Origin of the sequence: Massilia sp. METH4, from assembly GCF_037094685.1 — a bacterium.
Classification (GTDB): domain Bacteria; phylum Pseudomonadota; class Gammaproteobacteria; order Burkholderiales; family Burkholderiaceae_D; genus Rugamonas.
Genome location: NZ_CP146614.1, coordinates 3,535,122 through 3,560,040 on the forward strand (window position 1 = coordinate 3,535,122; position 24,919 = coordinate 3,560,040).

Below are 24,919 nucleotides of genomic sequence, written 5' to 3' on the forward strand. Positions count from 1 at the left end.
AATCGTGAACAAGTCTGACAAGCCCGGCAAGGGTTTCACGCTGATCGAACTGCTGGTGGTGCTGGGCATCGTGGCGCTGCTGCTCACGCTGGCGGTGCCCCGCTATTTTCCCAGCGTCGACAAGACGAAGGAAACGATCCTGGCCGACAACCTGCGCAATACGCGCATGATCATCGACCAGTTCTATGGCGATACGGGCCGCTACCCGGAATCGCTGGAACAGCTCGTCGAGAAAAAATACCTGCGCGCGGTGCCAGTCGACCCGATCACGGAAACCAGCTCGAGCTGGCAGTTGCTGCCGCCGGAAGACCCGGCCCAGGGCGGCATCGCCGACATCAAGAGCGGCGCCCCCGGCAACGACCGCAGCGGCAAGCCGTATGCAGAATGGTAACGCCGGTAAGCAAGTGCCCGCGGCCGGCGGCTTCACCTATGTGGGCCTGGTCATCCTGGTCGCCATCATCGGGCTCGTCGCCGCCACGACGGTGCGGGTCGGTGTCACGTTGCAGCGGGCGCAGGCCGAACGCGACCTGCTGCACATCGGCGAACAGTTCAGCAACGCGCTGAAAAGCTACGCCGCCGCCACGCCGGCCGGCCAACCGCAGCAGCCGCCGACCTTGAAGGAGTTGCTGAAGGACCCGCGCTTTCCGGGCACGCGCCGCCACCTGCGCAAGATATTCATCGATCCAATGACGGGCAAGGCGGAGTGGGGCATTCTCTACATGGCCGACAACAAGGGCATCCTGGGCATCCACAGCCTGTCGAAGGCCATGCCGATCAAGATCAGCAATTTCCCGGCGCGCTTCCAGTCGTTCAGCGGCAAGCAAAAGGTGTCGGAATGGGTGTTCACGTTCGATGGCCAGGAACCGTTGCCGCCGGGCCAGGTCAAGCCGGGCCAACCCGGCCAGGCCAATCAGCCCGGCCAGGCCAATCAGCCTGGCAAGCCGGCCCAGCCTATGACAGGCGCAGGCAGCGTGACGCCGGGCATGCCGGGCGCAGCCGGCCCCGCGGGGCCCGTGCCCGCGCCGGGGACGCCGCCCAGCGCGCCCCCGGCGCCGGAACCTGTGCCGGATCCTGTGGATCAGCCTCCCGCCGAGCCGGCGCCCGAAGCACCGGCGGAACAGGCCGAGCCCGCAGAACCGGCCGAGCCTGCCGAATCGCCCCCGCCGGCCGAGCCGGCGTCTCCCGAGCCGGCTGAATGATGCCGCGCCTGGGTGGACCGCCATCCTTGTTGTATTTGCGAGAACAAGTGTTGCAATCGAAGCACAGTCTTGCCAAAAACTACTGTAGAGTACGCCTATTGGAACGGTTGTTGTCTCAATAACAGTTGCGATGAGAATTTTGCAATTACCTCTTGTAATTTTCAGATGTAATTATGTTATGATCTATCTCAGCAGTTCAGCAACGTACTGACCAGCGACGTAACACTACTACTACTCTCACAAGGATAACTTCATGAAACTGAAATTTGCCGTAGCTTCCGTACTGGCCGCCGCCTCGATGAGCGCCTTCGCTGACAACCAGAACCTGACCGCCAGCCTGGACGCTGCGACCGAGTTCGACAGCGTTGGTACCCTGTTCGCCGACAACGGCGCAGACGTGCTGACCTTCGGCGGCCTGGCTCCTGGCCTGTACGACATCGTCATCACCGTCAGCGGCCAGCAACTGAACTTCAACGCCGCCGCGACCACGCTGAACGGCGTGACCGGCGCATACGACGCCTCCGTGGGCAAGTTCAAGTTCCTGGGCTTCGAAGCCACCGCCTCGTCGCCGTTCGTGCTGAACCTGGCAGGCTGGACGACCGGCGCCAAGGCCGTGTACTCGGGCGAACTGACCGTGTCGGCTGTTCCGGAACCAAGCACCTACGGCATGCTGCTGGGCGGCCTGGGCATCATGGGCTTCCTGGCCCGTCGCAAGTCGAAGCAAGCCTGATTTCAGGTTCATGCAAAAAAACCGCTGCCTCGGCAGCGGTTTTTTTTTTGCTGTGAGCGGTCCGGATCACTTGCCGGTGCGGCGGAAATCGCGCACGCGGAAGCCCAGCGCGAGCAGGGCACCGAAATACACGGCACCGCACGCGGCGATCACGAGGAAGAGGGCGCCGGCCCGCAGGAACGGCGTGGCGCGCATGGCCAGCCAATCGAACTGCTGGCTGCCGAACCACGCCACGCCCGCCATGATGGCGACGGCGACGATGAGCTTGGCGAAGAACTTCCCCCAGCCGGGCACCGGGCGATAGATGTCGCGCTTGCGCAAACCGTAGAACAGCAGCGTGGCATTGATGCAGGCAGCCAGGCCGATCGACAGCGCCAGGCCGGCCACTTCGAGGGCAGGCACGAAGACGAGGTTCATCAGCTGCGTGGCGACCAGCACGCCGATCGCGATCCTGACGGGCGTGCGGATATCCTGTTTCGCGTAGAACGCCGGCGCCAGCGTCTTGACGAGGATGATGCCGGTCAGCCCGGCGGCATAGGCAATCAGGGGACGAGCGGACATTCGCGCGGCCTCGTCGCTGAAGTGGCCATAGTGGAACAGCGTGGCGATCAGCGGCAGCGCCAGCACGGCCAGGCCGACGGCGGCGGGAATCGCCAGCAGGAAGGTCAGGCGCAAGCCCCAGTCCAGCAGCGCCGAATACTCCTGGGGGTCGCCATCCACGCTGGCTTTCGACAGGCTGGGCAGCAGGATCGTGCCCAGCGCGACGCCCAGCAGGGCAGTGGGGAATTCCATCAGGCGGTCGGCATAGGTGAGCCAGGAGATGCTGCCCTCGCGCAGGTGCGAGGCGATGGCCGTATTGATCATCAGGCTGATCTGGGCGGCCGCAACGGCAAACACGGCCGGCCCCATTTTCTTGAGCACGCGTCGTACACCCGCATCGCGCAGCCCGGCAGCCGGATTGATCGACAGCCGCGGCAGCATGCCGATCTTCACCAGTGCCGGCACCTGGATCGCCACCTGCAGCAGGCCGCCGACGAACACGGCGATCGCTTGCGCATAGACGGGCTGTTCCAGGTAGGGCGCCAAGAACAGCGAGCCGGAAATCATCGACAGGTTCAACAGCACCGGCGTGAACGCGGGGATCTTGAACTGGCGCCAGGTGTTCAGGATGCCGCCGGCCATGGCCACGAACGACATGCACGCGATATAGGGGAACATGAGGCGGGTCATCCAGACGGCCGCGTCGAACGCTTCCGGGTCCTGCTTCAGGCCGCCGGCAATCACGGCCAGCAGCAGCGGCGTGCCGAGGATGCCGGCGGCGCTGACGAGCAGCGTGGCCCAGACGAGGCAATTGGCCACGTGATCGGACAGTGTCTTGCTGGCCTCGAAACCTTCGCGATTCTTGTACTCGGCGAGGATGGGCACGAAGGCCTGGGAAAACGCGCCTTCGGCGAACAGGCGGCGCAGCAGGTTGGGGATGCGGAAGGCTACGTTGAAGGCGTCGGTATAGGCGCCAGCGCCGAAAGCCCGGGCGAACAGGCTTTCGCGCAGCAGCCCCGTGACGCGCGACAGCATGGTCATGCTGGAGACGGCGGCGAGGGTTCTGAGCAGGTTCATGGGCCGAGATTATAGCGGTGTGGCCACAATGCAAGACTTACAATTTTCTGAAAGGCGGCGCGGGGGCGAGGGGACGGGATTCCGGGATGATTTTGGCAACATCGCGGTCGGATCAGGAGTTAATAGATTGCCCCGGCACCAAAAGCTCGTTATAATTTAAGGCTGTACAGAATTCAGTGACGCAGACATCGAGGTTGACCAGCTCTGCGTTGGCCTGCTTTGGTCAGACTGAACGCACCGGTTTGGCAAACGCTGTTGTTTGCAAACGAACTTTGACAACGATTTAGGAAATTCCATGGCAAATACCGCACAAGCGCGCAAACGCGCTCGTCAAGCAGTCAAGCAAAACGCACACAACTCGGCACAGCGTTCGACCCTGCGCACCGCGATCAAGGCCGTTCGCAAGGCAATCCAGGCTGGCGACAAGGCTGCTGCAACGCAGATCTTCCAGTCCTCCGTGTCGACCATCGACTCGATCGCCGACAAGAAAATCATCCACAAGAACAAGGCCGCTCGCCACAAGAGCCGCCTGGCAGCTGCCCTGAAGGCACTGTCCGCCTAAGTTCGCGTGCGGCGGCGACAGCCGCCAGACAGGTGCACCTGAAAAACCCGCATGGCCCGGCCATGGCGGGTTTTTCGCTTTTCCACCGCGCGCCGTTCAACGCCGGACCGGCAGGTTGCCGATCTTCATGCCCGGCTTGATGTGCTTTTGCCGGAACCAGCCCTGGTTCATCTCGAGCGCATACTTGACCGGCACGCCCTTCGTCGAGCAGTGGCTGTCCAGCGTGTGCGGATGCATGTCGCGGATGTTGACGATCTTCCCATCGGCGTCGATGAAGGCAACCGACAGCGGCAGTGGCGTATTCTTCATCCACATGCACTGCGTGGCCGGCGCATCGAACACGAACACCATGCCGGCATTGGCCGGCATCGCGTCCCGGAACATCAGTCCCTGCGCGCGCTGCGCTTCCGTCGCGGCGATCTCGGCCTTGATCAGGTGCATTCCGGCCGTGAGCGTGGTGGTACCGAAGCGTTGGTCCTGGGCGGAGGCGCCGGCGGCGGCGAGCAGGGCAACGAGGGCAAGGGCGTTTTTCATGGTGTCGGGTCGATTCGAGTGAAACGGTGCCGCCATGATAGCGGCCGCCATGGCTCCCCTAAGTCTCTATTAAGTCTTCAGTTCCGCGGGCGCGATTTCCATCCATTCGCCGGGCATCAGCGGGTGCGTGGCGAGCGACACCGCGCCGATCGCGCTGCGTACCAGGCGCAGCGTGGGCAGCCCGACGGCGGCCGTCATGCGGCGCACCTGCCTGTTCTTGCCTTCCTGGAGCGTGATGGCCAGCCAGGAAGTCGGCTTGTCCGCCCGCGCGCGGATCGGCGGGTTGCGCGGCCACAGCCACTCCGGCTCGGCGATGCGCACGGCCTTGCACGGTTTGGTCACGAAGTCCCCCATGTCGAGGGGTGCCTGCAGGCGCTCCAGCGCGGCGGCGTCGGGAATGCCGTCGACTTGCACGAGGTAGGTTTTCGCTTCCTTGCGGTCGGGGTGGGCGATGGCATGCTGCAGCTTGCCGTCATCGGTCAGCAGCAATAATCCTTCGCTGTCGGCATCGAGACGTCCGGCCGGATACACGTTCGGCACGGGCACGCAATCGGCCAGCGTGAGGCGCTCCGGCTGCGGGGAAAACTGGCACAATACCCCGAATGGCTTGTTAAGTAAGATCAGCATTGCACGGATTGTACCGACTAAAGCATGGCGGGCAGTAAAATACTGATGCATAATCGTCAGTCGTCTTCTGTCTTATAGAAGACAATAAGAGCGCCTGACAAAACCTGCAGGCAAGGCGCGGCGTCGAAGACAGTACGCCTGTACGGCGAGACGCTGCAACGCAGCCATGCGGGTTTTGTCAGGTGCTCCAAGGCATGCAAGGTCATGGCGCCGCCAGCGTCGCTTCACTTCGGAGAACTCGATGTACCAACATATCAAAGTGCCGGCCGACGGCCAGAAGATCACCGTCAACGCGGATTACTCGTTGAGCGTGCCGAGCCAGCCGATCATCCCGTTCATCGAGGGTGACGGCACCGGCGTCGACATCACGCCGGTGATGCTGAAGGTGGTCGATGCCGCCGTGGCCAAGGCCTATGGCGGCGAGCGCCGCATCAGCTGGATGGAAATCTACGCCGGTGAAAAGTCCACCAAGGTCTACGGCCCGGACGTATGGCTGCCCGAGGAAACGCTGCAGGCCGTGAAGGAATACGTGGTGTCGATCAAGGGCCCGCTGACGACGCCGGTGGGCGGCGGCATCCGTTCGCTGAACGTGGCCTTGCGCCAGGAGCTGGACCTGTATGTTTGCCTGCGCCCGGTGCGCTGGTTCAACGGCGTGCCGTCGCCCGTCAAGGAGCCGCACAAGACCGACATGGTGATCTTCCGCGAGAACTCCGAAGACATCTATGCCGGCATCGAGTACCCGGAAGGGTCCGAAGGCGCGAAGAAGCTGATCAAGTTCCTGCAGGAGGAGCTGGGCGTGCGCAAGATCCGCTTCCCGGAAACTTCCGGCCTCGGCATCAAGCCCGTGTCGCGCGAAGGCACCGAGCGCCTGATGCGCAAGGCCATCCAGTACGCGATCGACAACGACAAGCCGTCCGTCACGATCGTCCACAAGGGCAATATCATGAAGTACACCGAGGGCGGTTTCCGCGACTGGGCGTACGCGCTGGCGCAGAAGGAATTCGGCGGTGAGCTGATCGATGGCGGGCCGTGGTGCAAGGTGAAGAATCCGAAGACGGGCAAGGACATCGTCGTCAAGGATTCGATCGCCGACGCGTTCCTGCAGCAGATCCTGCTGCGCCCGGCGGAGTACAGCGTGATCGCCACGCTGAACCTGAATGGCGACTATATCTCGGACGCGCTGGCAGCCCAGGTGGGCGGCATCGGCATCGCGCCGGGCGCCAATATGTCCGACTCGGTGGCGATGTTCGAAGCCACGCACGGCACCGCGCCGAAATACGCCGGCAAGGACTATGTCAACCCGGGTTCGCTCATCCTTTCGGCAGAGATGATGCTGCGCCATATGGGGTGGACCGAGGCGGCCGACCTCATCATTTCATCGATGGAAAAGGCCATCATGTCCAAGCGCGTGACCTACGACTTCGCCCGCCTGATGGAAGGCGCCACCCAGGTGTCTTGCTCGGGCTTTGGCGAAGTGATGATCGAAAACATGTAAGCCGCCTGTCGCGACCGCCTGCAAACCCGCGCCAGCCGCGGGTTTTTTATTTGCAACAATGGATGCTGGAAACTGACGGACGAAAAAAAACCCCGCAGGTGCGGGGTTTTTTTACAGTCGAGGAAGCTGGATCAGCTAGCCTGGATGTTGGAAGCTTGCTTGCCTTTCGGGCCCTGCGTGACTTCGAACTGCACCTTTTGACCTTCTTTCAGGGTCTTGAAGCCGTTCATGTTGATTGCGGAGAAGTGTGCGAACAGATCCTCGCCACCATCATCAGGGGTGATGAAGCCGAAACCTTTGGAGTCATTGAACCACTTAACGGTACCAGTTGCCATAATAAAAAGAACTTTCAAATAATAACGAATCACACGAGCCATAAAAGCAAGAAGCTTCCTGCCCCCTCCTCGACAACTCACTTCTTACCAACATGTACATTTCTGCACCAGTCGATATGGCATTGTTGGCGGAACAATTTTCTATGTCAAGCGCTTTGTCGCGGCAATAGTAAGATTTTTGCAACATGAGAAATCAGGAAAGGACTTGATTTTGCGCTGGGGGCCGCCATCTGCGCACAGTTGGGAAAGCGCGTAAGATTGAGGACAAATGGAAACGCCCAGCTAAACGGGCGTTGCATCGACCACGAAAGCATTAGAATATAAGCGTATGGCAACCAAGCATGACACCGAGACCGTCCTGGAGCGGCAGACGCTGAAGCCGCCCCCCATGTACCAGGTGGCGTTGTTGAACGACGACTACACCCCGATGGAATTCGTGGTCGCGATCATTCAGGAATATTTCAACAAGGATCGCGAAACGGCTACGCAAATTATGCTGAGTGTGCACCGCTACGGCAAAGGCGTGTGCGGTGTGTTCTCAAAAGATATTGCATCAACCAAGGTGGAGTTCGTTTTAACGCATGCGCGCAAGGCGGGGCACCCCCTGCAGTGCGTGATGGAGGAAGTATGATTGCGCAGGAATTGGAAGTAAGTTTGCACATGGCGTTTGTCGAGGCTCGGCAGGCACGGCATGAATTCATCACGGTTGAGCATCTGTTGCTGGCGCTGCTGGACAACCCTTCGGCAGCCGAAGTGTTGCGTGCCTGCGCGGTCAATATCGAGGACCTGCGCAAGACACTCACCAACTTCATCGGCGACAACACTCCTACCGTGCCCGGAACCGGCGAGGTGGACACGCAGCCCACCCTGGGCTTCCAGCGCGTGATCCAGCGCGCCATCATGCACGTGCAGTCGGCATCGAATGGCAAGAAGGAAGTCACGGGCGCGAACGTGCTGGTGGCCATCTTCGGCGAAAAGGATTCGCACGCGGTCTACTACCTGCACCAGCAGGGCGTGACGCGCCTGGACGTCGTCAACTTCATCTCGCACGGCGTTCGCAAGGACCAGTCGGGTGAAGCGGCCAAGGCATCGGAAGGGGTCGAGGAGGGCACGCAGGCCGAAGGCCAGGCGAAGGAAAGCCCGCTGGACCAGTTCACGCAGAACCTGAACAAGTCCGCCGCCGAAGGCAAGATCGACCCACTGATCGGCCGCGAAGAGGAAGTGGACCGCGTGATCCAGGTATTGTGCCGCCGCCGCAAGAACAACCCGCTGCTGGTGGGCGAAGCCGGCGTGGGCAAGACCGCGATCGCGGAAGGCCTGGCCTACCGCATCACGCAGGGCGACGTGCCGGAAATCCTGTCGAATGCCGTGGTGTATTCGCTGGACATGGGCGCGCTGCTGGCCGGCACGAAATACCGCGGCGACTTCGAGCAGCGCCTGAAGGCGGTCTTGAAGCAGCTGAAGGACAACCCGAACGGCATCCTGTTCATCGACGAGATCCATACGATCATCGGTGCCGGTTCCGCGTCGGGCGGCACGCTGGATGCCTCGAACCTGTTGAAGCCGGCCCTGGCGAACGGCCAGCTCAAGTGCATCGGCGCGACCACGTTCACGGAATTCCGCGGCGTGTTCGAGAAGGACCATGCGCTGTCCCGCCGGTTCCAGAAGGTGGACGTGAACGAGCCGACCGTCGAGCAGACGGTGCAGATCCTGCGCGGCCTGAAGTCCCGCTTCGAGGAACACCATGGCGTGAAGTATTCGTCGTCGGCGCTGTCGACGGCGGCCGAGCTGGCGGCCCGCTTCATCAACGACCGCCACCTGCCGGACAAGGCCATCGACGTGATCGACGAAGCCGGTGCCGCGCAGCGTATCCTGCCGAAGTCGAAGCAGAAGAAGACCATCGGCAAGACGGAGATCGAGGAAATCATCTCGAAGATCGCGCGCATCCCACCGCAAACGGTCAACCAGGACGACCGCAGCAAGCTGCAGACGATCGACCGCGACCTGCGCAACGTCGTGTTCGGCCAGGATCCGGCGATCGAGGCGCTGGCTTCGGCGATCAAGATGTCGCGTGCCGGCCTGGGCAAGCAGGACAAGCCGATCGGTTCCTTCCTGTTCTCCGGCCCCACGGGCGTCGGCAAGACGGAGGTGGCCAAGCAGCTGGCCTTCATCCTCGGCATCGAGCTGATCCGCTTCGACATGTCCGAGTACATGGAGCGCCATGCGGTGTCGCGCCTGATCGGCGCGCCACCGGGCTACGTGGGCTTCGACCAGGGCGGTTTGCTGACCGAGGCGATCACGAAGAAGCCGCACGCCGTGCTGCTGCTGGACGAGATCGAGAAGGCGCATCCGGACATCTTCAACATCCTGCTGCAGGTGATGGACCATGGCACGCTGACGGACAACAACGGTCGCAAGGCCGACTTCCGCAACGTGATCATCATCATGACCACGAACGCGGGTGCGGAAGCGTTGCAGAAGGCGCCGATCGGTTTCACGAACACCAAGGAAACCGGCGACGAGATGGCCGATCTGAAGCGGATGTTCACGCCGGAATTCCGCAACCGGATCGATGCGATCATCAGCTTCCGCGCGCTGGACGAGGAAATCATCCTGCGCGTCGTGGACAAGTTCCTGATGCAGTTGGAAGAGCAGCTGCACGAGAAGAAGGTGGAAGCGATCTTCAGCGAGAAACTGCGCAAGTTCCTCGCCAAGAAGGGCTTCGATCCGCTGATGGGTGCGCGGCCGATGTCCCGCCTCATCCAGGACATGATCCGCAAGGCGCTGGCCGACGAGCTGCTGTTCGGCCGTCTGGTAGCCGGCGGCAAGGTGACGGTGGACCTGGACGAGAAGGACCAGATCAAGCTGGACTTCCCGGAACCGGACGCGGCGCCGCTGCCCCCGCCGGAAACGGTCGAAGTGGAGTAAGCCTCCAAGGCCAACAAAAACCCGCTCGCGAGAGCGGGTTTTTTTACGTCCCTGCCATTCATGCGCCCCGCCGGCGCCAGCGCCGCATCAGCTCGAGCACCAGCACGCCGGCAGCCAGCATGCCGAGCCGGCCCGGCTCGGGGATCGGTGCCAGCGGCACGCCGTCGAGGCTGATCGCATCGAATGCCAGGCCTGTGTCGGCGGATGGGTCGACCCAGTTCACCACGCCGAATTCCAGCATGTATTGTCCCGTTGCCGCGATCGCGTAATCGGCCGTGATCCAGCCCGTTTGCCCGCACGGCTCGACATAGCACTCGCCCGAATCGCCCCCCAGCGGGCTCCACGTTGGAGTGATGCCCTCGACGTTCGAGTAAGGGGGATCGAGCGTGGCGGCGCCGGCCGGCATGCCAAAGCCCGGGACGGCGCCGCCCCCCGGCGCAGTGCGGGCGGTAGCGAGGAGCGCGGCCTGGGTGCCGTCCGCATGCAGCAGGCGCACCCATGCGTAATCGCTGAAATCGCCGCCGTCCGTCGTCACGTAATTGAACTGGAACTGCAATACGTCGCTGGCCTGCGCGGTGAACAGATGGGAACGCAAGGTGCTGCCCGAGTGCGAATCCCCCGGGACGCCGATGCCTGGCAGCCGCACCCCGGCCGCGCCGCCGTTCGTCGATACCCAGCCGTATTGGGCGCCTCCGCCCGGTGCCAGGGTGATGTCCCCGTCTTCCGGCGCGGTGCCACAGTTGCCCGTGCATTGCCAGCCGGGCGGCATGCCGGCGTCGAATACCTGTGCGTGGCCTGGGCCTGCCGCGCAAATGAATACTGCCGCGGCGGTCGCGGCGAGCGAACGTGTTGGAATAGCCATGTCATCCTCCATCGGGTTGAGTAGGCACAAAGCGGCTGCATTTCTCATGCCTACACGCTTCGTGGGGCATGATTCCACGGCGATGTAAAGAAATCCGACATCGGAAATCCGACATCGGCCGTTGTTCCTGGTCGACCGCACTATTTCCAGCTCGAAATCTATGCCAGAATCCCCGTTCTCCCACCTCGCCGCAGTACCGATGACCTTGCGCCGCCTGCTTCGCTCCGTTCCCATTGCCGCCAGCCTGCTGGCCACGGCGACCGCGGCACTAGCCGCCGCCCCCTACCTGCGCTATCCGGCGGTGCGTGGCGACGCGGTCGTCTTCACCGCCGAGGGCGATTTGTGGCGCGCCACCGCGCAGGGCGGCGCGGCGCAGCGCCTGACTACGCACGCGGCAGCCGAAACCCACGCGGCCCTTTCGCCGGACGGCAAGTGGGTGGCCTTCGCCGGCAGCTACGAGGGTGCGCAGGACGCGTACGTGATGCCGCTCGCCGGCGGCTTGCCGAAACGGCTGACTTTTGAAAATGGCGGTGTCATCGTGCTGGGCTGGACAGCCCAGGGCGAAGTCCTGGTCAGCACCTTCCGCTCGATCGGGCCGGGTGCCCACCGCGTCGTGGCGGCCGTGCAACCGGCCACGCTGGAGCGGCGCGTGTTCGCCGTGGCCGATGCCAACGATGCGGTACTCGACGATGCGGGGAAGACGCTGTATTTCACCCGCCACGGCCTGGTCATGACCGGCGATAACGTGCGCCATTACCGGGGCGGCGCGCATGCCCAATTGTGGCGCTTCGACCTCGAGGGCGGCAGGGAAGCGCAGCGCGTGTTCCCCGACAGCGGCGGCAACGACCGCCGGCCCATGTGGTGGCAGGGAAGGCTGTATTTCGTCAGCGACCGCGGCGGTACCGACAACCTGTGGTCGGCCAATCCGGACGGCAGCAATGCGCGGCAACTGACCGCGCACAAGGATTGGGACGTGCGCAATGCCGCGCTGGGCGACGGCCGCATCGTCTACCAGCTGGGCGCCGACCTGCACCTGCTCGACCTGGCGGGCAACGCGACCCGCCAGTTGCCGATCAGTCTCGTGTCCGACTTCGACCAGCAGCGTTCCCGCCTGATCCGCTCACCGCTCGAGGCGCTGACGAACGTGCAGCTTGCCGCAAAGGAGGAACGGGTTGTGCTGACCGCGCGCGGCCGCGTGACCATTGCCGGTACCGGCAGCCAGCGCCGCGTGGAGATCGCCATTCCACAAGGCTCGCGGGCGCGCGACGCCGTGTTCTCGGCCGACGAGAAGTGGGTGTACGCCATCGTCGATACGACCGGCGAGAACGAAATCTGGCGCTTCGCGGCGGACGGCTCGGGCCACGGCGAACAACTGACCCGCGACGGCAACAATCACCGCTGGGCGCTCTACCCGTCGCCGGACGGGAAATGGATCGCCCACACGGACAAGAAGGGCCGCTGCTGGCTGCTGGAACTGGCCAGCCGCAAGCAGACGCTGGTGGACGACGCCGGCAAGTCCGGCATCGACCAGCACGACGACCTGGTGTGGTCGGCGGACAGCCGGAACATCGCGTTCGTGCGCAGCGCCAGCACGCAGCTGCGCGACCAGATCGGCCTGTACAACCTGGAGTCGAAGGAACTGGCCTTCGTCACAAGCGACCGCTACACGTCGGCCGACCCGGCGTTCTCGCCGGATGGCCGCTGGCTGTACTTCCTGTCGGCCCGTAACTTCAAGCTGTCGAACGGTTCGCCATGGGGCGACCGTAATATGGGACCCGTGTTCGACAAGCGCGTGGGCGTGTACGCTTTGGCACTGCAACAGGGTAACCGATTCCCGTTCAAGCCGGACGACGAGCTGTCCAGGACCGCGCCGCCGCCGCCGGAAACGGCCGAAGACAAGGCCGCCGAGAAGGCCGTCGAAAAGGCGGTGGACAAGCTGGCGCAGGCCAAGGATGGCAAGGAGGCCAAGGAACCTGTGAAGCCGGCCAGGCCCGCGCTGCCGGCGATCGTTTTCCGGGGCCTGGCGCAGCGGCTGTTCGAAGTGCCGCTGACCGCCGGCAATTACCGCCGCCTCGCCGTGGACGACAAGCGCCTGTATTTCATCGACGCCGATGGCGCGGACGGCAAGCCGGCATTGAAGACGCTGGCGATCGCCCGCACCGAACCGAAGCCCGAGACTTTCGCGGCAAACGTGCGCGACTTCGACCTGGCACCGGACCGCAAGCATGTGTATTACCGCACGATCTCGGCGGGCGCGGGAGAGATGTACATCGTCGACGCCGGCGCTAGGCAGCCCGCCGATATCTCCAAGGCGCGCGTGCGCGTGGAAGACTGGAGCATCGTGTCCAATCCCGTGCAGGAATGGAAGCAGATGTTCAACGATGCGTGGCGCATGCACCGCGACTTCCTGTACGACGTAAAGATGCGCGGCGTGAACTGGGTGGCGGTGCGCGACAAGTATGCGCCGCTCGTCGAGCGCGTGACCGATCGCGCCGAATTGAACGACATCCTCGGCATGATGGTGGCCGAGGTGGGCGCGCTGCACTCGCAGGTACAGCCCGGAGACATCCGCAAGGCGGCGCCGGAGGGCACGCCATCGGGCCTGGGCGCCGTGCTCACCCGCGTGAAGAACGGCTACCGGGTCGATCGCGTGTACCGCACCGAGCAGGAGCTGCCGGCCGAACGCGCCCCGCTGGCGCAGCCCGACGTGGACGTGAAGGAGGGCGACGTGATCACTGCCGTCAACGGCAAGAGCGTGCTGGAAGCGCGGCACATCGCCGACCTGCTGCTGAACCAGGCCGGCCGGCAGGTGCTGTTGAACGTGCAACCAGCGTCTGGAAAACCACGTGCCGTCATCGTCGTGCCCGTGTCGACGACGCGGGAATCCGCATTGCAGTACAGCGACTGGGAGCAGGGCAGGGCACGCCAGGTGGCCGAGGCGTCGGATGGCCGCATCGGCTACCTGCACCTGCGCGCGATGGGCGCGGACGATATCGCCGCGTTCGCGCGCGACTTCTACGCCAACGTCGACCGCGATGGCCTGATCATCGACGTGCGGCGCAATCGCGGCGGCAATATCGACAGCTGGATCATCGAGAAGCTGCTGCGCAAGGCGTGGGCGTTCTGGACCAATCCGGGCGGGCAGGCATCGCCAAACATGCAGAACACCTTCCGGGGCCATCTCGTGGTGCTGGTCGACGAACTCACCTATTCGGATGGCGAAACCTTCGCCGCCGGCGTCAAGGCGCTCGGCCTGGGGCCGCTGGTCGGCAAGCGCACCGCCGGTGCCGGCGTGTGGCTCAGCGACCGCAACCGGCTGGCCGACAATGGCATGGTGCGCGTGGCCGAGTTGGGGCAGTTCGACAGCGACAAGGGTCAGTGGCTGATCGAGGGCGTGGGTGTCATCCCCGACGTGGAGGTGGACAACCTGCCGCGCGCCACGTTCACGGGCCGCGACCGCCAGCTGGAAGTGGCGATCGAGATGCTGAGGAAGAAGGTGCAGGAAGCGCCGGTGAAGCCGTACAGCCCGCAGGCGATTCCAGCCCTGAACCAATGACCTACGGGGCCAGGCCGCGCACCTGCGCCGCCCGCCGCCGCGACACCTCCACCGTCATGCCGCCGGGCAGCAGCAGGCAGAGCCCGCCGGCATCGTTGGCCTGCATCCGCTCCACGAAGGCGAGGTTGACGATATGCCGCCGGCTGGCGCGCAGGAAGCTCGCGGGATCGAGCCGTTCTTCGAGGTGGGTGAGGGAACGCAGCACGAGCGGCCGCACGTCGTCGAAATAGACGCGCGTGTAATTGCCTTCCGATTCGAACAACCGGATATTGTCCAGTGCCGGGAACCAGCAACGGTCGCCGTCGCGGATGAACAGCTTGCGCGGCGCGGCTGGCATGCCCGGTTGCGGCAGCCCAAGCCGCGCCGCGGCGCGTTGCAATGCGTGCGCGAGCCGATCCGCCCGGATCGGCTTTTGCAGGTAGTCCAGCGCGTTCACTTCGAAAGCCTGCAGGGCATACCGGTCGAAGGCCGTGGTGAAGATCACCTCCGGCGTGCTGTCCAGGGCCTGCAGCAGGTCGAAGCCGCTGGCGCCGGGCATCTGCACGTCGAGCAGCATCAGGTCCGGGCGCAGTGCCGCCACCTGGGCGATCGCCTGCTCGGCGTTGGCCGCCTCGCCGACGATTTCGATATCCGGGTGCGCGGCGAGCAGGCGCCGCAGTTCGGCGCGCGCCAGGCGTTCGTCGTCGACGATCAGTATCCTCATCATGCGGCCGCCGGCAATTGCAGCGTGGCGCGCACCCAGCCATCGCGTTCGGCCAGTTCCAGGCTGGCGCCGCGGCCGACGGCCAGCTCGATCCGCTTGCGCGCATTGGCCAGGCCCACGCGCGTCGAGCCATCCTGGCGACGGATGGCGCCCGCGTTGGCGATCTCCACCAGCGTGTTCCCTTCGCCGCGCCAGGCGCGGATATGGATTTCGCTGCCGGTCATGCTCAGTTCCACGCCATACTTTACGGCGTTCTCGACGAGCGTTTGCAGCGACATCGGCGGCACCATCACTTGCTCCAGCCCGGCTTCGATATCGAAGCGCACGCGCAGCCTTTCCTCGAAGCGGATTTTCTCGATCGCCAGGTAGGAGCGCACGGCGTCCAGCTCCGCCGCCAACGGCACGGTTTCCACATGCCCGGATTGCAGCGCATAGCGCATCAGGCCAGCCAGTTGGTCGATCATGCGGGCCGCGCAATCGGGGTCTTCATAGATCAGCGCCCGTACGCTGTTCAGGCTGTTAAAGAAGAAGTGCGGATTGACCTGCGCCTGCAAGGCGCGCAATTCGACATCCTTGGCATGCAATTCCAAACGCAGCGTTTCCGCTTCGAGCCGACTGGCCCGCCGCAGCGAAAGTGCCATCACATAGGCGACGTTCCACACAACGAAGTTGCCGGTCCACGACAGCAGGGCGATGGGCAGCCAGCCGAAGTTGTCGATCGGCCGCATGAAGACATGGATCGCCATGGCGACACTGACGACCATCGCGGGCCCCAGGACGAGCGCGGAAGCGGCGGCCAGCCGCCAGTCGACGCCGCGCTGCGCCCAGCCGCGCCGCTTGACGAAGCGGTGCCACCGGTCCGACACGAACAGCGCGGAAACGAAGGTCCACAGCACCACCGCGCCGACGCCCCGATTGCCGGCATACATGACGGCCTGGAACAGCGCGACGAGCCCCCAGCCGCAGCCCTGGCAGATCCAGTACCAGTTCAGGCGCGCGATGATGGGAAGCGATGGCATGGTCGACAAGGCGGGCGGCTCACTTCAGGAATCGGTCGATGCGATCATACATCCAGGCCGGATCGTCGTACATGATGAAATGGCGGGCCTTCTCCGCCATCTCCACTTGCGCGCCGGGCAGCTTTGCGTATTGCATCCGGTACACCTGTTCGATCGCGGCGCGCGGCGCGAAGTCCTTGTAGGCCACCCAGGTACCGAGCACCAGCGTGGGGGCCTTGATCTTCGCGATGTCTTCGCGCAGGTCGTTCGCCATCAGCTCGTACATCGCACCCGCCACCGCCTTGCGATCCGAGCGCTGGCCCCAGCCGGCGATCCGTTCCACGTCCTCCGTCTTGCTGGCCATCGTCGCCACGGCGCGGCGCTGGTTGGCGGCATGGGTGGCATCGTCGCTCGCCAGTATCTGGTCGCGCGTGCCGGCGGCCATCTGCCGCAATTGCTCCGCCGTGATATTGGGCACCTGCGTCGCGCCGAGCGCGGGCAGCGCATCGACGATGACGAGCTTGCCGACCATCTCCGGGTGCGCGGCCGCGAATCGCAGCGCGAGGTAGCCGCCCAGGCTGTGGCCGATGACGACCGGCTGGCCGAGCTTGTTGGCGGCAATATAGCCGGCCAGCTGGCTTTCCACCTGCGGCAGCAAGTCCCCGTCGATGGCCGGCTGGCCGGCAAAGCCGGCAAGCGTGAGCACGTGGCATTGGCGCGGCCCGCACAGGTGCTGGACCGTGCCTTGCCACACCTCGCCGGATGAGGCAAGGCCGGGGATCAGGATCACGGCGGGGCCGGTTCCGGTCACTTCCACCTTGAAGGCGCTGGCGGCAAGCGCGGGCACTGCGATGGACAGGGATGCGGCAAGTGCCGCCACGATCAGTTGACGTTTCATGGTGTTCCTCCTTGCAACGAATGGTCGCACCGGCGGCGCGCCGGTGGCACCACACCATGATGAGTGGCGGAAAACGAGGATGAACGGCATCCTTTGCAGCGAAAGTGCTGCGCAGCTCAGCCTCCCGCTTCCTCGCGCAGGCGCCGCCACAGCGTGGTGCGGCTGATGCCGAGGTAGGCCGCGGCGGCGTCGCGCCGGCCGTTGAACCGGCGCAGCACGTCGGTGGCGCGTTCCGCTGCCGCCGGTGCGATGTCGCCGGCCGATGGCGCCAGCTCGGGTCCCGCCGCGAGCACGAAAGCCGGTGTGAGCGCCTGCAGCGGCTCGGCGGCCAGGAAGAGGGCCAGGCGCTCGCACAGGTTGCGCAGCTCGCGCACATTGCCGGGCCAGGCGTGGCGCGTCAGCAGCGGCGCGCAAGCCTGCAATTCGGCTTGCAGGTTCGGGTGCGCGCGCGCGCCCAGCGCCGCCAGCGCATTGCGCAGCAGCCACTCGGCCAGCGGCACGATGTCGGCAGTGCGTTCGCGCAGCGACGGCAATTGCAGCCGCAGCACGGCCAGGCGATAAAACAGGTCGGCGCGGAAGCGCCCGTCGCGCACGCGCTGCGCGAGGTCGCAATGGGTGGCGCTGACGATGCGCACATCGACCGGCACCGGTCGCGTGCCGCCCACGCGCACCACCTCGCGCTCTTCCAGCACGCGCAGCAGGCGCGTCTGCAGGGCCAGCGGCATTTCGCCGATCTCGTCAAGGAGCAGCGTTCCCCCATTGGCGGCTTCGAACAGGCCGGGCCGCCCGCCGCGCCGGGCACCCGTGAACGCGCCTTCCTCGTGGCCGAACAATTCCGATTCCAGCAGCGATTCGGCGATGGCGCCGCAATTCACGGCCAGGAACGGGCGACTGCCGCCATGCGCGGCGGCGCGGTGGATTGCCTGCGCCGCCAGTTCCTTGCCGCTGCCGGTCTCGCCCTGGATCAGCACCGTGGCGTTCGAGCGGGCGTACAGCACCACCGCCTGCCGCACCTTTTCCATCGCCGGCGATTCGCCGCGCAAATCGGCCAGGCCATGACGGGCCCGCAGCGTGTCCTGCACGGCGCCGGCGCGCGTGCGCCGTCGGCCGCCACCCGACTCCAGTTGCGCGAGGCGGGCGATTTCCAGCGCATCGTCGAATGCCTGGCGGATGGACGCCGCCGAGTAAACGAATACGCCCGCCAGGCCCGCATCCTCGGCCAGGTCGGTGATCAGGCCGGCCCCGACGATGGCGCGGATGCCGCCGGCTTTCAGCTCCTGCACCTGGGCCAGCGCGTCTTCCTTCGTCACATACGTGCGCTGCACGACATCGAAGCCGAACGTGGCGGCGAAATCCGCCAATTCCGGCATCGGCTGCTGGTAGGTGACGACGGCAATGCGCTCGGACACGCGGCGCGCGCGCGCCAGGGCACGCATCATGTCCGTCCCGCTGGCCTTGGCCACCACCACGGGAACCGACAGCCGTCCCTTCAGGTACGCCGCGTTTGATCCCGCCGAGATGACGGCGTCGCAGCGTTCCGTGGCCAGCCGGTCGCGAATTTGCCGCACCGCCTCGTCGAAGCCGAGATGGATCGGTTCGATCGTTGCCAGCGCATCGTATTCCGGCGTGATGTCGCGGAACAGGTCGGACAGGCGCGACATGGATACCGTCCAGATGACGGGCTTGTCGGTATCGCCACTCGTGAGATAGGTCATGTTTCAATTGTAGTTCAAATGTGTTGCAGGCGTTGCAAATGAAACGTCAGAGAGAGGGTGGGCGATGTTGCAAGCCGTTGATTTCGCATCATTTCCCAGTCCGGCGGCTGGTTGGCATGGCCCTTGCGAAGAGACATCGCATCAACCCGTCACTGAAAGGTCACCATGAGTGTTCAATCCGCCGGCGCGGCATTCCGCCAGGCTGTCCGCGAAGAGTCGCCGTTGCAGGTCGTCGGCGCCATCAACGCCAACCATGCGCTGCTGGCCAAACGCGCCGGTTTTCGTGCCATCTACCTGTCCGGCGGCGGTGTCGCGGCCGGGTCGCTGGGCTTGCCCGACCTCGGCATTTCGAACCTTGACGATGTGCTGACCGACGTGCGCCGCATCACCGACGTGTGCGACCTTCCGCTGCTGGTCGACGTCGACACGGGCTTCGGCGCTTCCGCCTTCAACGTGGCCCGCACCGTGAAGTCCATGATCAAGTTCGGCGCGGCGGCCATGCACATCGAAGACCAGGTGGGCGCCAAGCGCTGCGGTCACCGGCCCGGCAAGGAAATCGTCGGCAAGGGCGAGATGGTGGACCGCATCAAGGCGGCCGTGGACGCCCGCACCGACGGGAACTTCGTCATCATGGCGCGTACCGACGCACTGGCGGTGGAAGGCCTCGACGCCGCCATCGACCGCGCGATCGCCTGCGTGGAAGCGGGCGCCGACATGATCTTCCCGGAAGCGATGACGGAACTGTCGATGTACAGGCAGTTCGCCAATGCCGTGAAGGTGCCGGTGCTGGCCAATATCACCGAGTTCGGCTCCACGCCGCTGTTCACCGTGGACGAGCTGCGCGAGGCCGATGTGGGCCTGGTGCTGTATCCGCTGTCCGCCTTCCGCGCCATGAACAAGGCGGCCGAGAACGTGTACGGCGCCATCCGCCGCGACGGCACGCAGAAGAACGTGCTCGATACGATGCAGACCCGCGCCGAACTGTACGAGCGCATCAACTATCATGACTTCGAACAAAAGCTCGACGCCTTGTTCGCCGCACAGAAAAAATAAACGGAGACCACCATGACCGAAACCACTTTCAAGCCCAAGAAATCCGTCGCGCTGTCCGGCGTCGCCGCGGGCAATACGGCGCTGTGCTCCGTCGGCAAGACGGGCAATGACCTGCATTACCGCGGCTATGACATCCTCGACGTGGCCGATGCCTGCGAGTTCGAGGAAATCGCCTACCTGCTGGTGCACGGCAAGCTGCCGACCACCGGCGAACTGAAAGGCTACAAGGCCAAGCTGAAATCGCTGCGCGGCTTGCCGCAGGCCGTGAAGCTGGCGCTGGAGGCGCTGCCGGCCGGCGCCCATCCGATGGACGTGATGCGCACCGGCGCTTCGGTGCTCGGCTGCGTGCTGCCGGAGAAGGAAGACCACAACCTGGCCGGCGCGCGCGACATTGCCGACCGGCTGATGGCCTCGTTCGGCTCCATGCTGCTGTACTGGTACCACTACAGCCACGCGGGCCGCCGCATCGACGTGGAAACGGACGACGATTCGATCGGCGGCCACTTCCTGCACCTGCTGCACGGCGCCCCGCCGCCGGAGTCTTGGGTGAAGGCGATGCACACGTCGCTGATCCTGTATGCGGAGCACGAGTTCAACGCCTCCACGTTCACGTCGCGCGTGATCGCCGGCACCGGGTCGGACATCTACTCGGCCGTCACCGGCGCGATCGGCGCGCTGCGCGGCCCCAAGCATGGCGGCGCCAACGAAGTGGCGCTCGACATCCAGAAGCGCTACGAAAATGCCGATGAAGCCGAAAGCGATATCCGCGCCCGGGTGGCCAACAAGGAAGTGGTGATCGGCTTCGGCCACCCCGTGTACACGGTATCCGACCCGCGCAACAAGGTGATCAAGGAAGTGGCGCGCAAGCTGTCGCAGGAGGCGGGCTCGATGAAGATGTTCGACATCGCCGAGCGCCTCGAATCGGTCATGTGGGAAGTGAAGAAGATGTTCCCGAACCTGGACTGGTTCTCCGCCGTGTCGTATCACATGATGGGCGTGCCGACCGCCATGTTCACGCCGCTGTTCGTGATTTCCCGCACGTCGGGCTGGGCCGCCCACATCATCGAGCAGCGCATCGACAACAAGATCATCCGCCCGAGCGCCAACTACGTGGGGCCGGAAGACCTGCAATTCGTTCCCATCTCGGACCGCAAGTAAGGACAGCAAGTGAACATTCCCATGAATTCCGCGTACCGGAAGAACCTGCCCGGTACCACGCTCGATTACTTCGACGCACGCGCCGCCGTCGAGTCGATCGAAGCGGGCGCCTACGACAGACTGCCGTACACGTCCCGCGTGCTGGCCGAGAACCTGTGCCGCCGCTGCGACGCCACGCAGCTCACCAGCTCGCTGGAGCAGCTGGTCCACCGCAGGCGCGACCTCGATTTTCCCTGGTTCCCGGCGCGCGTGGTCTGCCATGACATCCTGGGCCAGACCGCGCTGGTCGACCTGGCCGGCCTGCGCGACGCGATCGCGGAGCAGGGCGGCGACCCGGCCCTCGTCAACCCCGTGGTTCCCACCCAGCTGGTGGTCGACCATTCGCTCGCCGTGGAATGCGGCGGCTACGACCCCGACGCGTTCGCGAAGAACCGCGCGATCGAGGACCGCCGCAACGAGGACCGCTTCCACTTCATCGAATGGACGAAGCGGGCCTTCCGCAACGTGGACGTGATCCCGCCGGGCAACGGCATCCTGCACCAGATCAATCTGGAACGCATGTCGCCCGTCGTGCAGGTAAGCGACGGCGTGGCCTATCCCGACACGCTGGTCGGCACCGATTCGCACACGCCGATGGTCGATGCGCTGGGCGTCATCGCGATCGGCGTGGGTGGCCTGGAAGCGGAAACGGTCATGCTGGGCCGCGCCTCGTGGATGCGCCTGCCGGATATCGTCGGCGTCGAACTGACCGGTCGCCCGCAGGCGGGCATCACGGCCACCGACACCGTGCTGGCGCTGACCGAATTCCTGCGCAAGGAAAAAGTGGTGTCGGCCTGGCTGGAGTTTTACGGCGAGGGGGCCGCGGCGCTGACGCTGGGCGACCGCGCCACGATCTCGAACATGGCGCCCGAATTCGGCGCCACCGCCGCGATGTTCCACATCGATGAGCAGACGATCAGGTACCTGCGCCTGACGGGGCGCGACGACGACCAGGTGGCCCTGGTGGAACTGTATGCGAAACAGGCCGGCCTGTGGGCCGACAGCCTGGCGAACGCGCAGTACGAGCGCGTGCTGCGCTTCGACCTGTCGACGGTGGTGCGCAATATCGCCGGCCCGTCCAATCCGCACAAGCGCGTTCCCACCTCCGAGCTGGCCGCGCGCGGCATCGCCGGCGTGGTCGAGAACGAGCCGGGCCGCATGCCGGACGGCGCGGTGATCATCGCCGCCATTACCAGCTGCACCAACACGAACAACCCGCGCAACATGATCGCGGCGGGCCTGCTGGCGAAAAAGGCCAACAGCTTCGGCTTGCTGCGCAAGCCCTGGGTCAAGAGTTCGCTGGCCCCCGGTTCGAAGGCCGTCACGCTGTACCTGGAAGAAGCGGGCCTGCTGCCGGAACTGGAAAAGCTCGGCTTCGGCGTCGTGGCCTATGCGTGCACCTCGTGCAATGGCATGTCGGGCGCGCTCGACCCGGCCATCCAGCGGGAGATCGTGGAGCGCGACCTGTATGCGACGGCGGTCCTGTCGGGCAACCGCAATTTCGACGGCCGCATCCACCCATATGCCAAGCAGGCATTCCTGGCATCGCCACCGCTCGTGGTGGCCTATGCGATCGCCGGCACGATACGCTTCGATATCGAGAAGGACGTGCTGGGGCATGACGCGAACGGCCGGCCGGTCACCCTGCAGGACCTGTGGCCGAGCGACGAGGAAATCGATGCGCTCGTGGCGGCCAGCGTGAAACCCCAGCACTTCCGCAACGTGTACATTCCCATGTTCGCGCGGCAGGAAGAGGCGGGCGGCAGCGTCAGCCCGCTGTACGACTGGCGGCCACAAAGCACGTATATCCGCCGGCCTCCCTACTGGGAAGGCGCGCTGGCCGGCGAGCGCACGCTCACCGGCATGCGGCCGCTGGCGGTCCTCGGGGACAACATCACGACCGACCACCTGTCGCCGTCGAACGCCATCCTGGCCGACAGCGCGGCCGGCGAATACCTCGCGAAGATGGGCTTGCCGGAAGAAGACTTCAACTCGTACGCGACGCACCGCGGCGACCACCTGACGGCGCAACGCGCGACCTTCGCCAACCCCACGCTGAAGAACGAAATGGTGGTGGTGGACGGCAGCGTGAAGGCCGGCTCGCTCGCGCGGATCGAACCGGAAGGCACGATCTCGCGCATGTGGGAAGCGATCGAGACCTATATGGAGCGCCGGCAGCCGCTGATCGTGATTGCCGGAGCCGACTACGGCCAGGGCTCCTCGCGCGACTGGGCCGCGAAGGGCGTGCGGCTGGCCGGCGCGGAAGCGATCGTCGCAGAGGGCTTCGAGCGCATCCACCGCACCAACCTGGTCGGCATGGGCGTGCTGCCGCTGGAATTCACGGGCGGCATCAACCGGCTCACGCTGGGCATCGACGGTACCGAGACGTTCGACGTGGTGGGCGAGCGCCAGCCGCGTGCCACGCTCACCCTCGTGATCCACCGGAAGAACGGCGAAAGCGTGACGGTGCCGGTGCTGTGCAGGCTCGACACGGCCGAGGAAGTGGCGATCTACGAAGCGGGCGGCGTGCTGCAGCGCTTTGCGCAAGACTTCCTGGCTTCCACGCAGGCGAGGGCGGCATGATGGCGCATCCACCGCAAGCGAAGATCCCCGCGACCTATATGCGCGGCGGCACCAGCAAGGGCGTGTTCTTCCGACTGGAAGACTTGCCCGAAGCGGCCCGCGTGCCGGGCCCGGCGCGCGACGCGCTGCTGCTGCGCGTGATCGGCAGCCCCGACCCGTACGGCAAGCAGATCGACGGCATGGGCGGCGCCACGTCCAGCACCAGCAAGACCGTCATCCTGGCCAGGAGCACGCGGCCGGACCACGATGTCGACTACCTGTTCGGCCAGGTCTCCATCGACAAACCGTTCGTGGACTGGAGCGGCAATTGCGGCAACCTGTCGGCGGCCGTCGGCCCGTATGCGGTCGCGAACGGCATGGTCGATCCAGCGCGGGTGCCGCATGACGGCCTGGCGGTCGTGCGCATCTGGCAAGCCAATATCGGCAAGACGATCATCGCCCACGTGCCTGTCACGAATGGCCAGGTGCAGGAAACGGGCGACTTCGAGCTCGACGGCGTGACCTTCCCGGCGGCCGAGGTGCAGCTGGAATTCATGGACCCGGCGGCCGACGAGGAAGGGGCGGGCGGCGCCATGTTCCCCACCGGCCGCGTGGTCGACGAGCTCGAGGTGCCTGGCGTGGGCACGTTGCGTGCAACGATGATCAATGCCGGCATTCCCACGATCTTCATCGATGCCGCCAGCATCGGCTATGCGGGTACCGAGTTGCAGGATGCCGTCAACGGCGACCCGAAGGCCCTGGCGATGTTCGAGGCCATCCGTGCGCACGGCGCCGTGCGCATGGGCCTGATCGGCCACGTGGACGAGGCGGCGAAGCGCCAGCACACGCCGAAGGTGGCGTTCGTCGCGCCGCCGGCCACGTACACGGCCTCGTCCGGCAAGACAGTCCGGGCGGAAGAGATCGACCTGCTGGTGCGGGCGCTGTCGATGGGCAAGCTGCACCATGCGATGATGGGCACGGCCGCGGTAGCCATCGGCACCGCCGCCGCGATCCCCGGCACGCTGGTCAACCTGGCCGCCGGCGGCGGCGTGCGCACCGCGGTGCGCTTCGGCCACCCGTCCGGCACATTGCGCGTGGGGGCGGAGGCGCTGGAGGCGGACGGGCAGTGGCGCGTGTCCAAAGCCGTCATGAGCCGCAGCGCCCGCGTGCTGATGGAAGGCTTCGTGCGCATCCCGGCCATTGCCTAAGGCGAACAGTTTCCCGAAAAATGGGGTACGTCCCCATTTTTCGGGCGCATTTTTCGGGAAGTATTGCTCACGAGTGAATGTGGGGTTTCGGTTCTTGATATCCCGGCAATTCCTTTAAACGACTGTTGTATTGAAGCCCG

21 protein-coding genes are annotated in these 24,919 nt (G+C 65.0%); 12 read left to right on the forward strand and 9 right to left on the reverse strand.

From position 1 onward, the window contains the following. The first annotated feature begins 4 nt into the window (after positions 1-4). From V6Z91_RS15500 to V6Z91_RS15510, 3 genes are all read left to right on the forward strand, one after another. Complete coding sequence (locus V6Z91_RS15500) at positions 5-391, forward strand: prepilin-type N-terminal cleavage/methylation domain-containing protein (protein WP_338758447.1); 387 nt, start codon at positions 5-7, stop codon at positions 389-391. Then, positions 378-1,199 (forward strand): type II secretion system protein, encoded by an 822-nt coding sequence (locus V6Z91_RS15505; RefSeq protein WP_338758449.1) that lies wholly within the window; start codon positions 378-380, stop codon positions 1,197-1,199. The genes V6Z91_RS15500 and V6Z91_RS15505 overlap by 14 nt, the downstream gene beginning before the upstream one ends. Positions 1,200-1,452: 253 nt before the next feature. Next, positions 1,453-1,929 carry an FxDxF family PEP-CTERM protein gene (locus V6Z91_RS15510; protein WP_338758451.1) on the forward strand — a complete coding sequence of 159 codons (477 nt, stop codon included), beginning with the start codon at positions 1,453-1,455 and terminating at the stop codon, positions 1,927-1,929. A gap of 66 nt (positions 1,930-1,995) precedes the next feature. On the opposite strand, the gene murJ is transcribed toward V6Z91_RS15510, so the two are convergent. Next, positions 1,996-3,546 (reverse strand): murein biosynthesis integral membrane protein MurJ, encoded by a 1,551-nt coding sequence (murJ, locus tag V6Z91_RS15515; protein ID WP_338758453.1) that lies wholly within the window; start codon positions 3,544-3,546, stop codon positions 1,996-1,998. A gap of 295 nt (positions 3,547-3,841) precedes the next feature. Between murJ and rpsT the strand changes: the two genes are divergently transcribed. Beyond that, the gene (rpsT, locus tag V6Z91_RS15520) at positions 3,842-4,108 is read left to right on the forward strand and encodes a 30S ribosomal protein S20 (protein WP_131147094.1); all 267 of its coding nucleotides are present in this window, start codon (positions 3,842-3,844) and stop codon (positions 4,106-4,108) included. A 96-nt stretch (positions 4,109-4,204) separates the two neighbouring features. Here the strand turns inward: rpsT and V6Z91_RS15525 are convergent, their stop codons facing one another. Beyond that, complete coding sequence (locus tag V6Z91_RS15525; protein WP_338758458.1) at positions 4,205-4,642, reverse strand: DUF192 domain-containing protein; 438 nt, start codon at positions 4,640-4,642, stop codon at positions 4,205-4,207. 69 nt (positions 4,643-4,711) lie between these two features. Further along, complete coding sequence (locus V6Z91_RS15530) at positions 4,712-5,269, reverse strand: pseudouridine synthase (RefSeq protein ID WP_338758459.1); 558 nt, start codon at positions 5,267-5,269, stop codon at positions 4,712-4,714. Positions 5,270-5,510: 241 nt separating this feature from the next. Here V6Z91_RS15530 and icd point away from each other — a divergent pair, with 241 nt between their 5' ends. Next, positions 5,511-6,764 (forward strand): NADP-dependent isocitrate dehydrogenase, encoded by a 1,254-nt coding sequence (icd, locus tag V6Z91_RS15535; RefSeq protein ID WP_338758460.1) that lies wholly within the window; start codon positions 5,511-5,513, stop codon positions 6,762-6,764. A 131-nt stretch (positions 6,765-6,895) separates the two neighbouring features. Here icd and V6Z91_RS15540 read toward each other — a convergent pair whose 3' ends face one another. Next, a complete protein-coding gene (locus V6Z91_RS15540; RefSeq protein WP_107141363.1) occupies positions 6,896-7,099 on the reverse strand; it encodes a cold-shock protein in 204 nt (67 codons plus the stop codon). Between the two features lie 328 nt (positions 7,100-7,427). Here V6Z91_RS15540 and clpS point away from each other — a divergent pair, with 328 nt between their 5' ends. Next, positions 7,428-7,730: an ATP-dependent Clp protease adapter ClpS gene (clpS, locus tag V6Z91_RS15545; RefSeq protein ID WP_130185626.1), complete on the forward strand. Its 303-nt coding sequence runs from the start codon at positions 7,428-7,430 to the stop codon at positions 7,728-7,730. Beyond that, positions 7,727-10,027 carry an ATP-dependent Clp protease ATP-binding subunit ClpA gene (clpA, locus tag V6Z91_RS15550; protein WP_338758465.1) on the forward strand — a complete coding sequence of 767 codons (2,301 nt, stop codon included), beginning with the start codon at positions 7,727-7,729 and terminating at the stop codon, positions 10,025-10,027. The genes clpS and clpA overlap by 4 nt, the downstream gene beginning before the upstream one ends. Positions 10,028-10,085: 58 nt before the next feature. On the opposite strand, the gene V6Z91_RS15555 is transcribed toward clpA, so the two are convergent. Beyond that, positions 10,086-10,889 carry an NF038132 family protein gene (locus tag V6Z91_RS15555; RefSeq protein WP_338758466.1) on the reverse strand — a complete coding sequence of 268 codons (804 nt, stop codon included), beginning with the start codon at positions 10,887-10,889 and terminating at the stop codon, positions 10,086-10,088. A 199-nt stretch (positions 10,890-11,088) separates the two neighbouring features. Here V6Z91_RS15555 and V6Z91_RS15560 point away from each other — a divergent pair, with 199 nt between their 5' ends. Continuing rightward, entirely contained in the window at positions 11,089-14,445 is a 3,357-nt protein-coding gene (locus V6Z91_RS15560) for a S41 family peptidase (RefSeq protein WP_338758467.1), read from the forward strand. Between the two features lies 1 nt (position 14,446). Here V6Z91_RS15560 and V6Z91_RS15565 read toward each other — a convergent pair whose 3' ends face one another. The 4 genes from V6Z91_RS15565 to prpR all read right to left on the reverse strand — a co-directional run bounded on the left by V6Z91_RS15565 (position 14,447) and on the right by prpR (position 18,759). After that, positions 14,447-15,151 carry a LytTR family DNA-binding domain-containing protein gene (locus V6Z91_RS15565; protein WP_338758468.1) on the reverse strand — a complete coding sequence of 235 codons (705 nt, stop codon included), beginning with the start codon at positions 15,149-15,151 and terminating at the stop codon, positions 14,447-14,449. After that, complete coding sequence (locus V6Z91_RS15570) at positions 15,148-16,167, reverse strand: histidine kinase (protein ID WP_338758469.1); 1,020 nt, start codon at positions 16,165-16,167, stop codon at positions 15,148-15,150. The genes V6Z91_RS15565 and V6Z91_RS15570 overlap by 4 nt, the downstream gene beginning before the upstream one ends. 19 nt (positions 16,168-16,186) lie before the next feature. Next, positions 16,187-17,044: an alpha/beta hydrolase gene (locus V6Z91_RS15575; RefSeq protein ID WP_338758470.1), complete on the reverse strand. Its 858-nt coding sequence runs from the start codon at positions 17,042-17,044 to the stop codon at positions 16,187-16,189. A gap of 116 nt (positions 17,045-17,160) precedes the next feature. Then, positions 17,161-18,759: a propionate catabolism operon regulatory protein PrpR gene (gene prpR, locus V6Z91_RS15580; protein ID WP_338758471.1), complete on the reverse strand. Its 1,599-nt coding sequence runs from the start codon at positions 18,757-18,759 to the stop codon at positions 17,161-17,163. 165 nt (positions 18,760-18,924) lie between these two features. Between prpR and prpB the strand changes: the two genes are divergently transcribed. From prpB to prpF, 4 genes are read left to right on the forward strand one after another with little or no spacing between them, the layout of a single operon-like run. Beyond that, a complete protein-coding gene (gene prpB, locus V6Z91_RS15585) occupies positions 18,925-19,812 on the forward strand; it encodes a methylisocitrate lyase (RefSeq protein WP_338758472.1) in 888 nt (295 codons plus the stop codon). Positions 19,813-19,824: 12 nt separating this feature from the next. Then, on the forward strand, positions 19,825-20,970 hold the full coding sequence (prpC, locus tag V6Z91_RS15590; RefSeq protein ID WP_338758473.1) for a 2-methylcitrate synthase: 1,146 nt from the start codon (positions 19,825-19,827) through the stop codon (positions 20,968-20,970). A gap of 21 nt (positions 20,971-20,991) precedes the next feature. Continuing rightward, positions 20,992-23,592, forward strand: a complete 2,601-nt coding sequence (gene acnD, locus V6Z91_RS15595; RefSeq protein ID WP_338771876.1) for a Fe/S-dependent 2-methylisocitrate dehydratase AcnD — start codon at positions 20,992-20,994, stop codon at positions 23,590-23,592. Further along, positions 23,592-24,779 carry a 2-methylaconitate cis-trans isomerase PrpF gene (gene prpF, locus V6Z91_RS15600; protein ID WP_338771877.1) on the forward strand — a complete coding sequence of 396 codons (1,188 nt, stop codon included), beginning with the start codon at positions 23,592-23,594 and terminating at the stop codon, positions 24,777-24,779. The genes acnD and prpF overlap by 1 nt, the downstream gene beginning before the upstream one ends. The last annotated feature ends 140 nt before the right edge of the window (positions 24,780-24,919 follow it).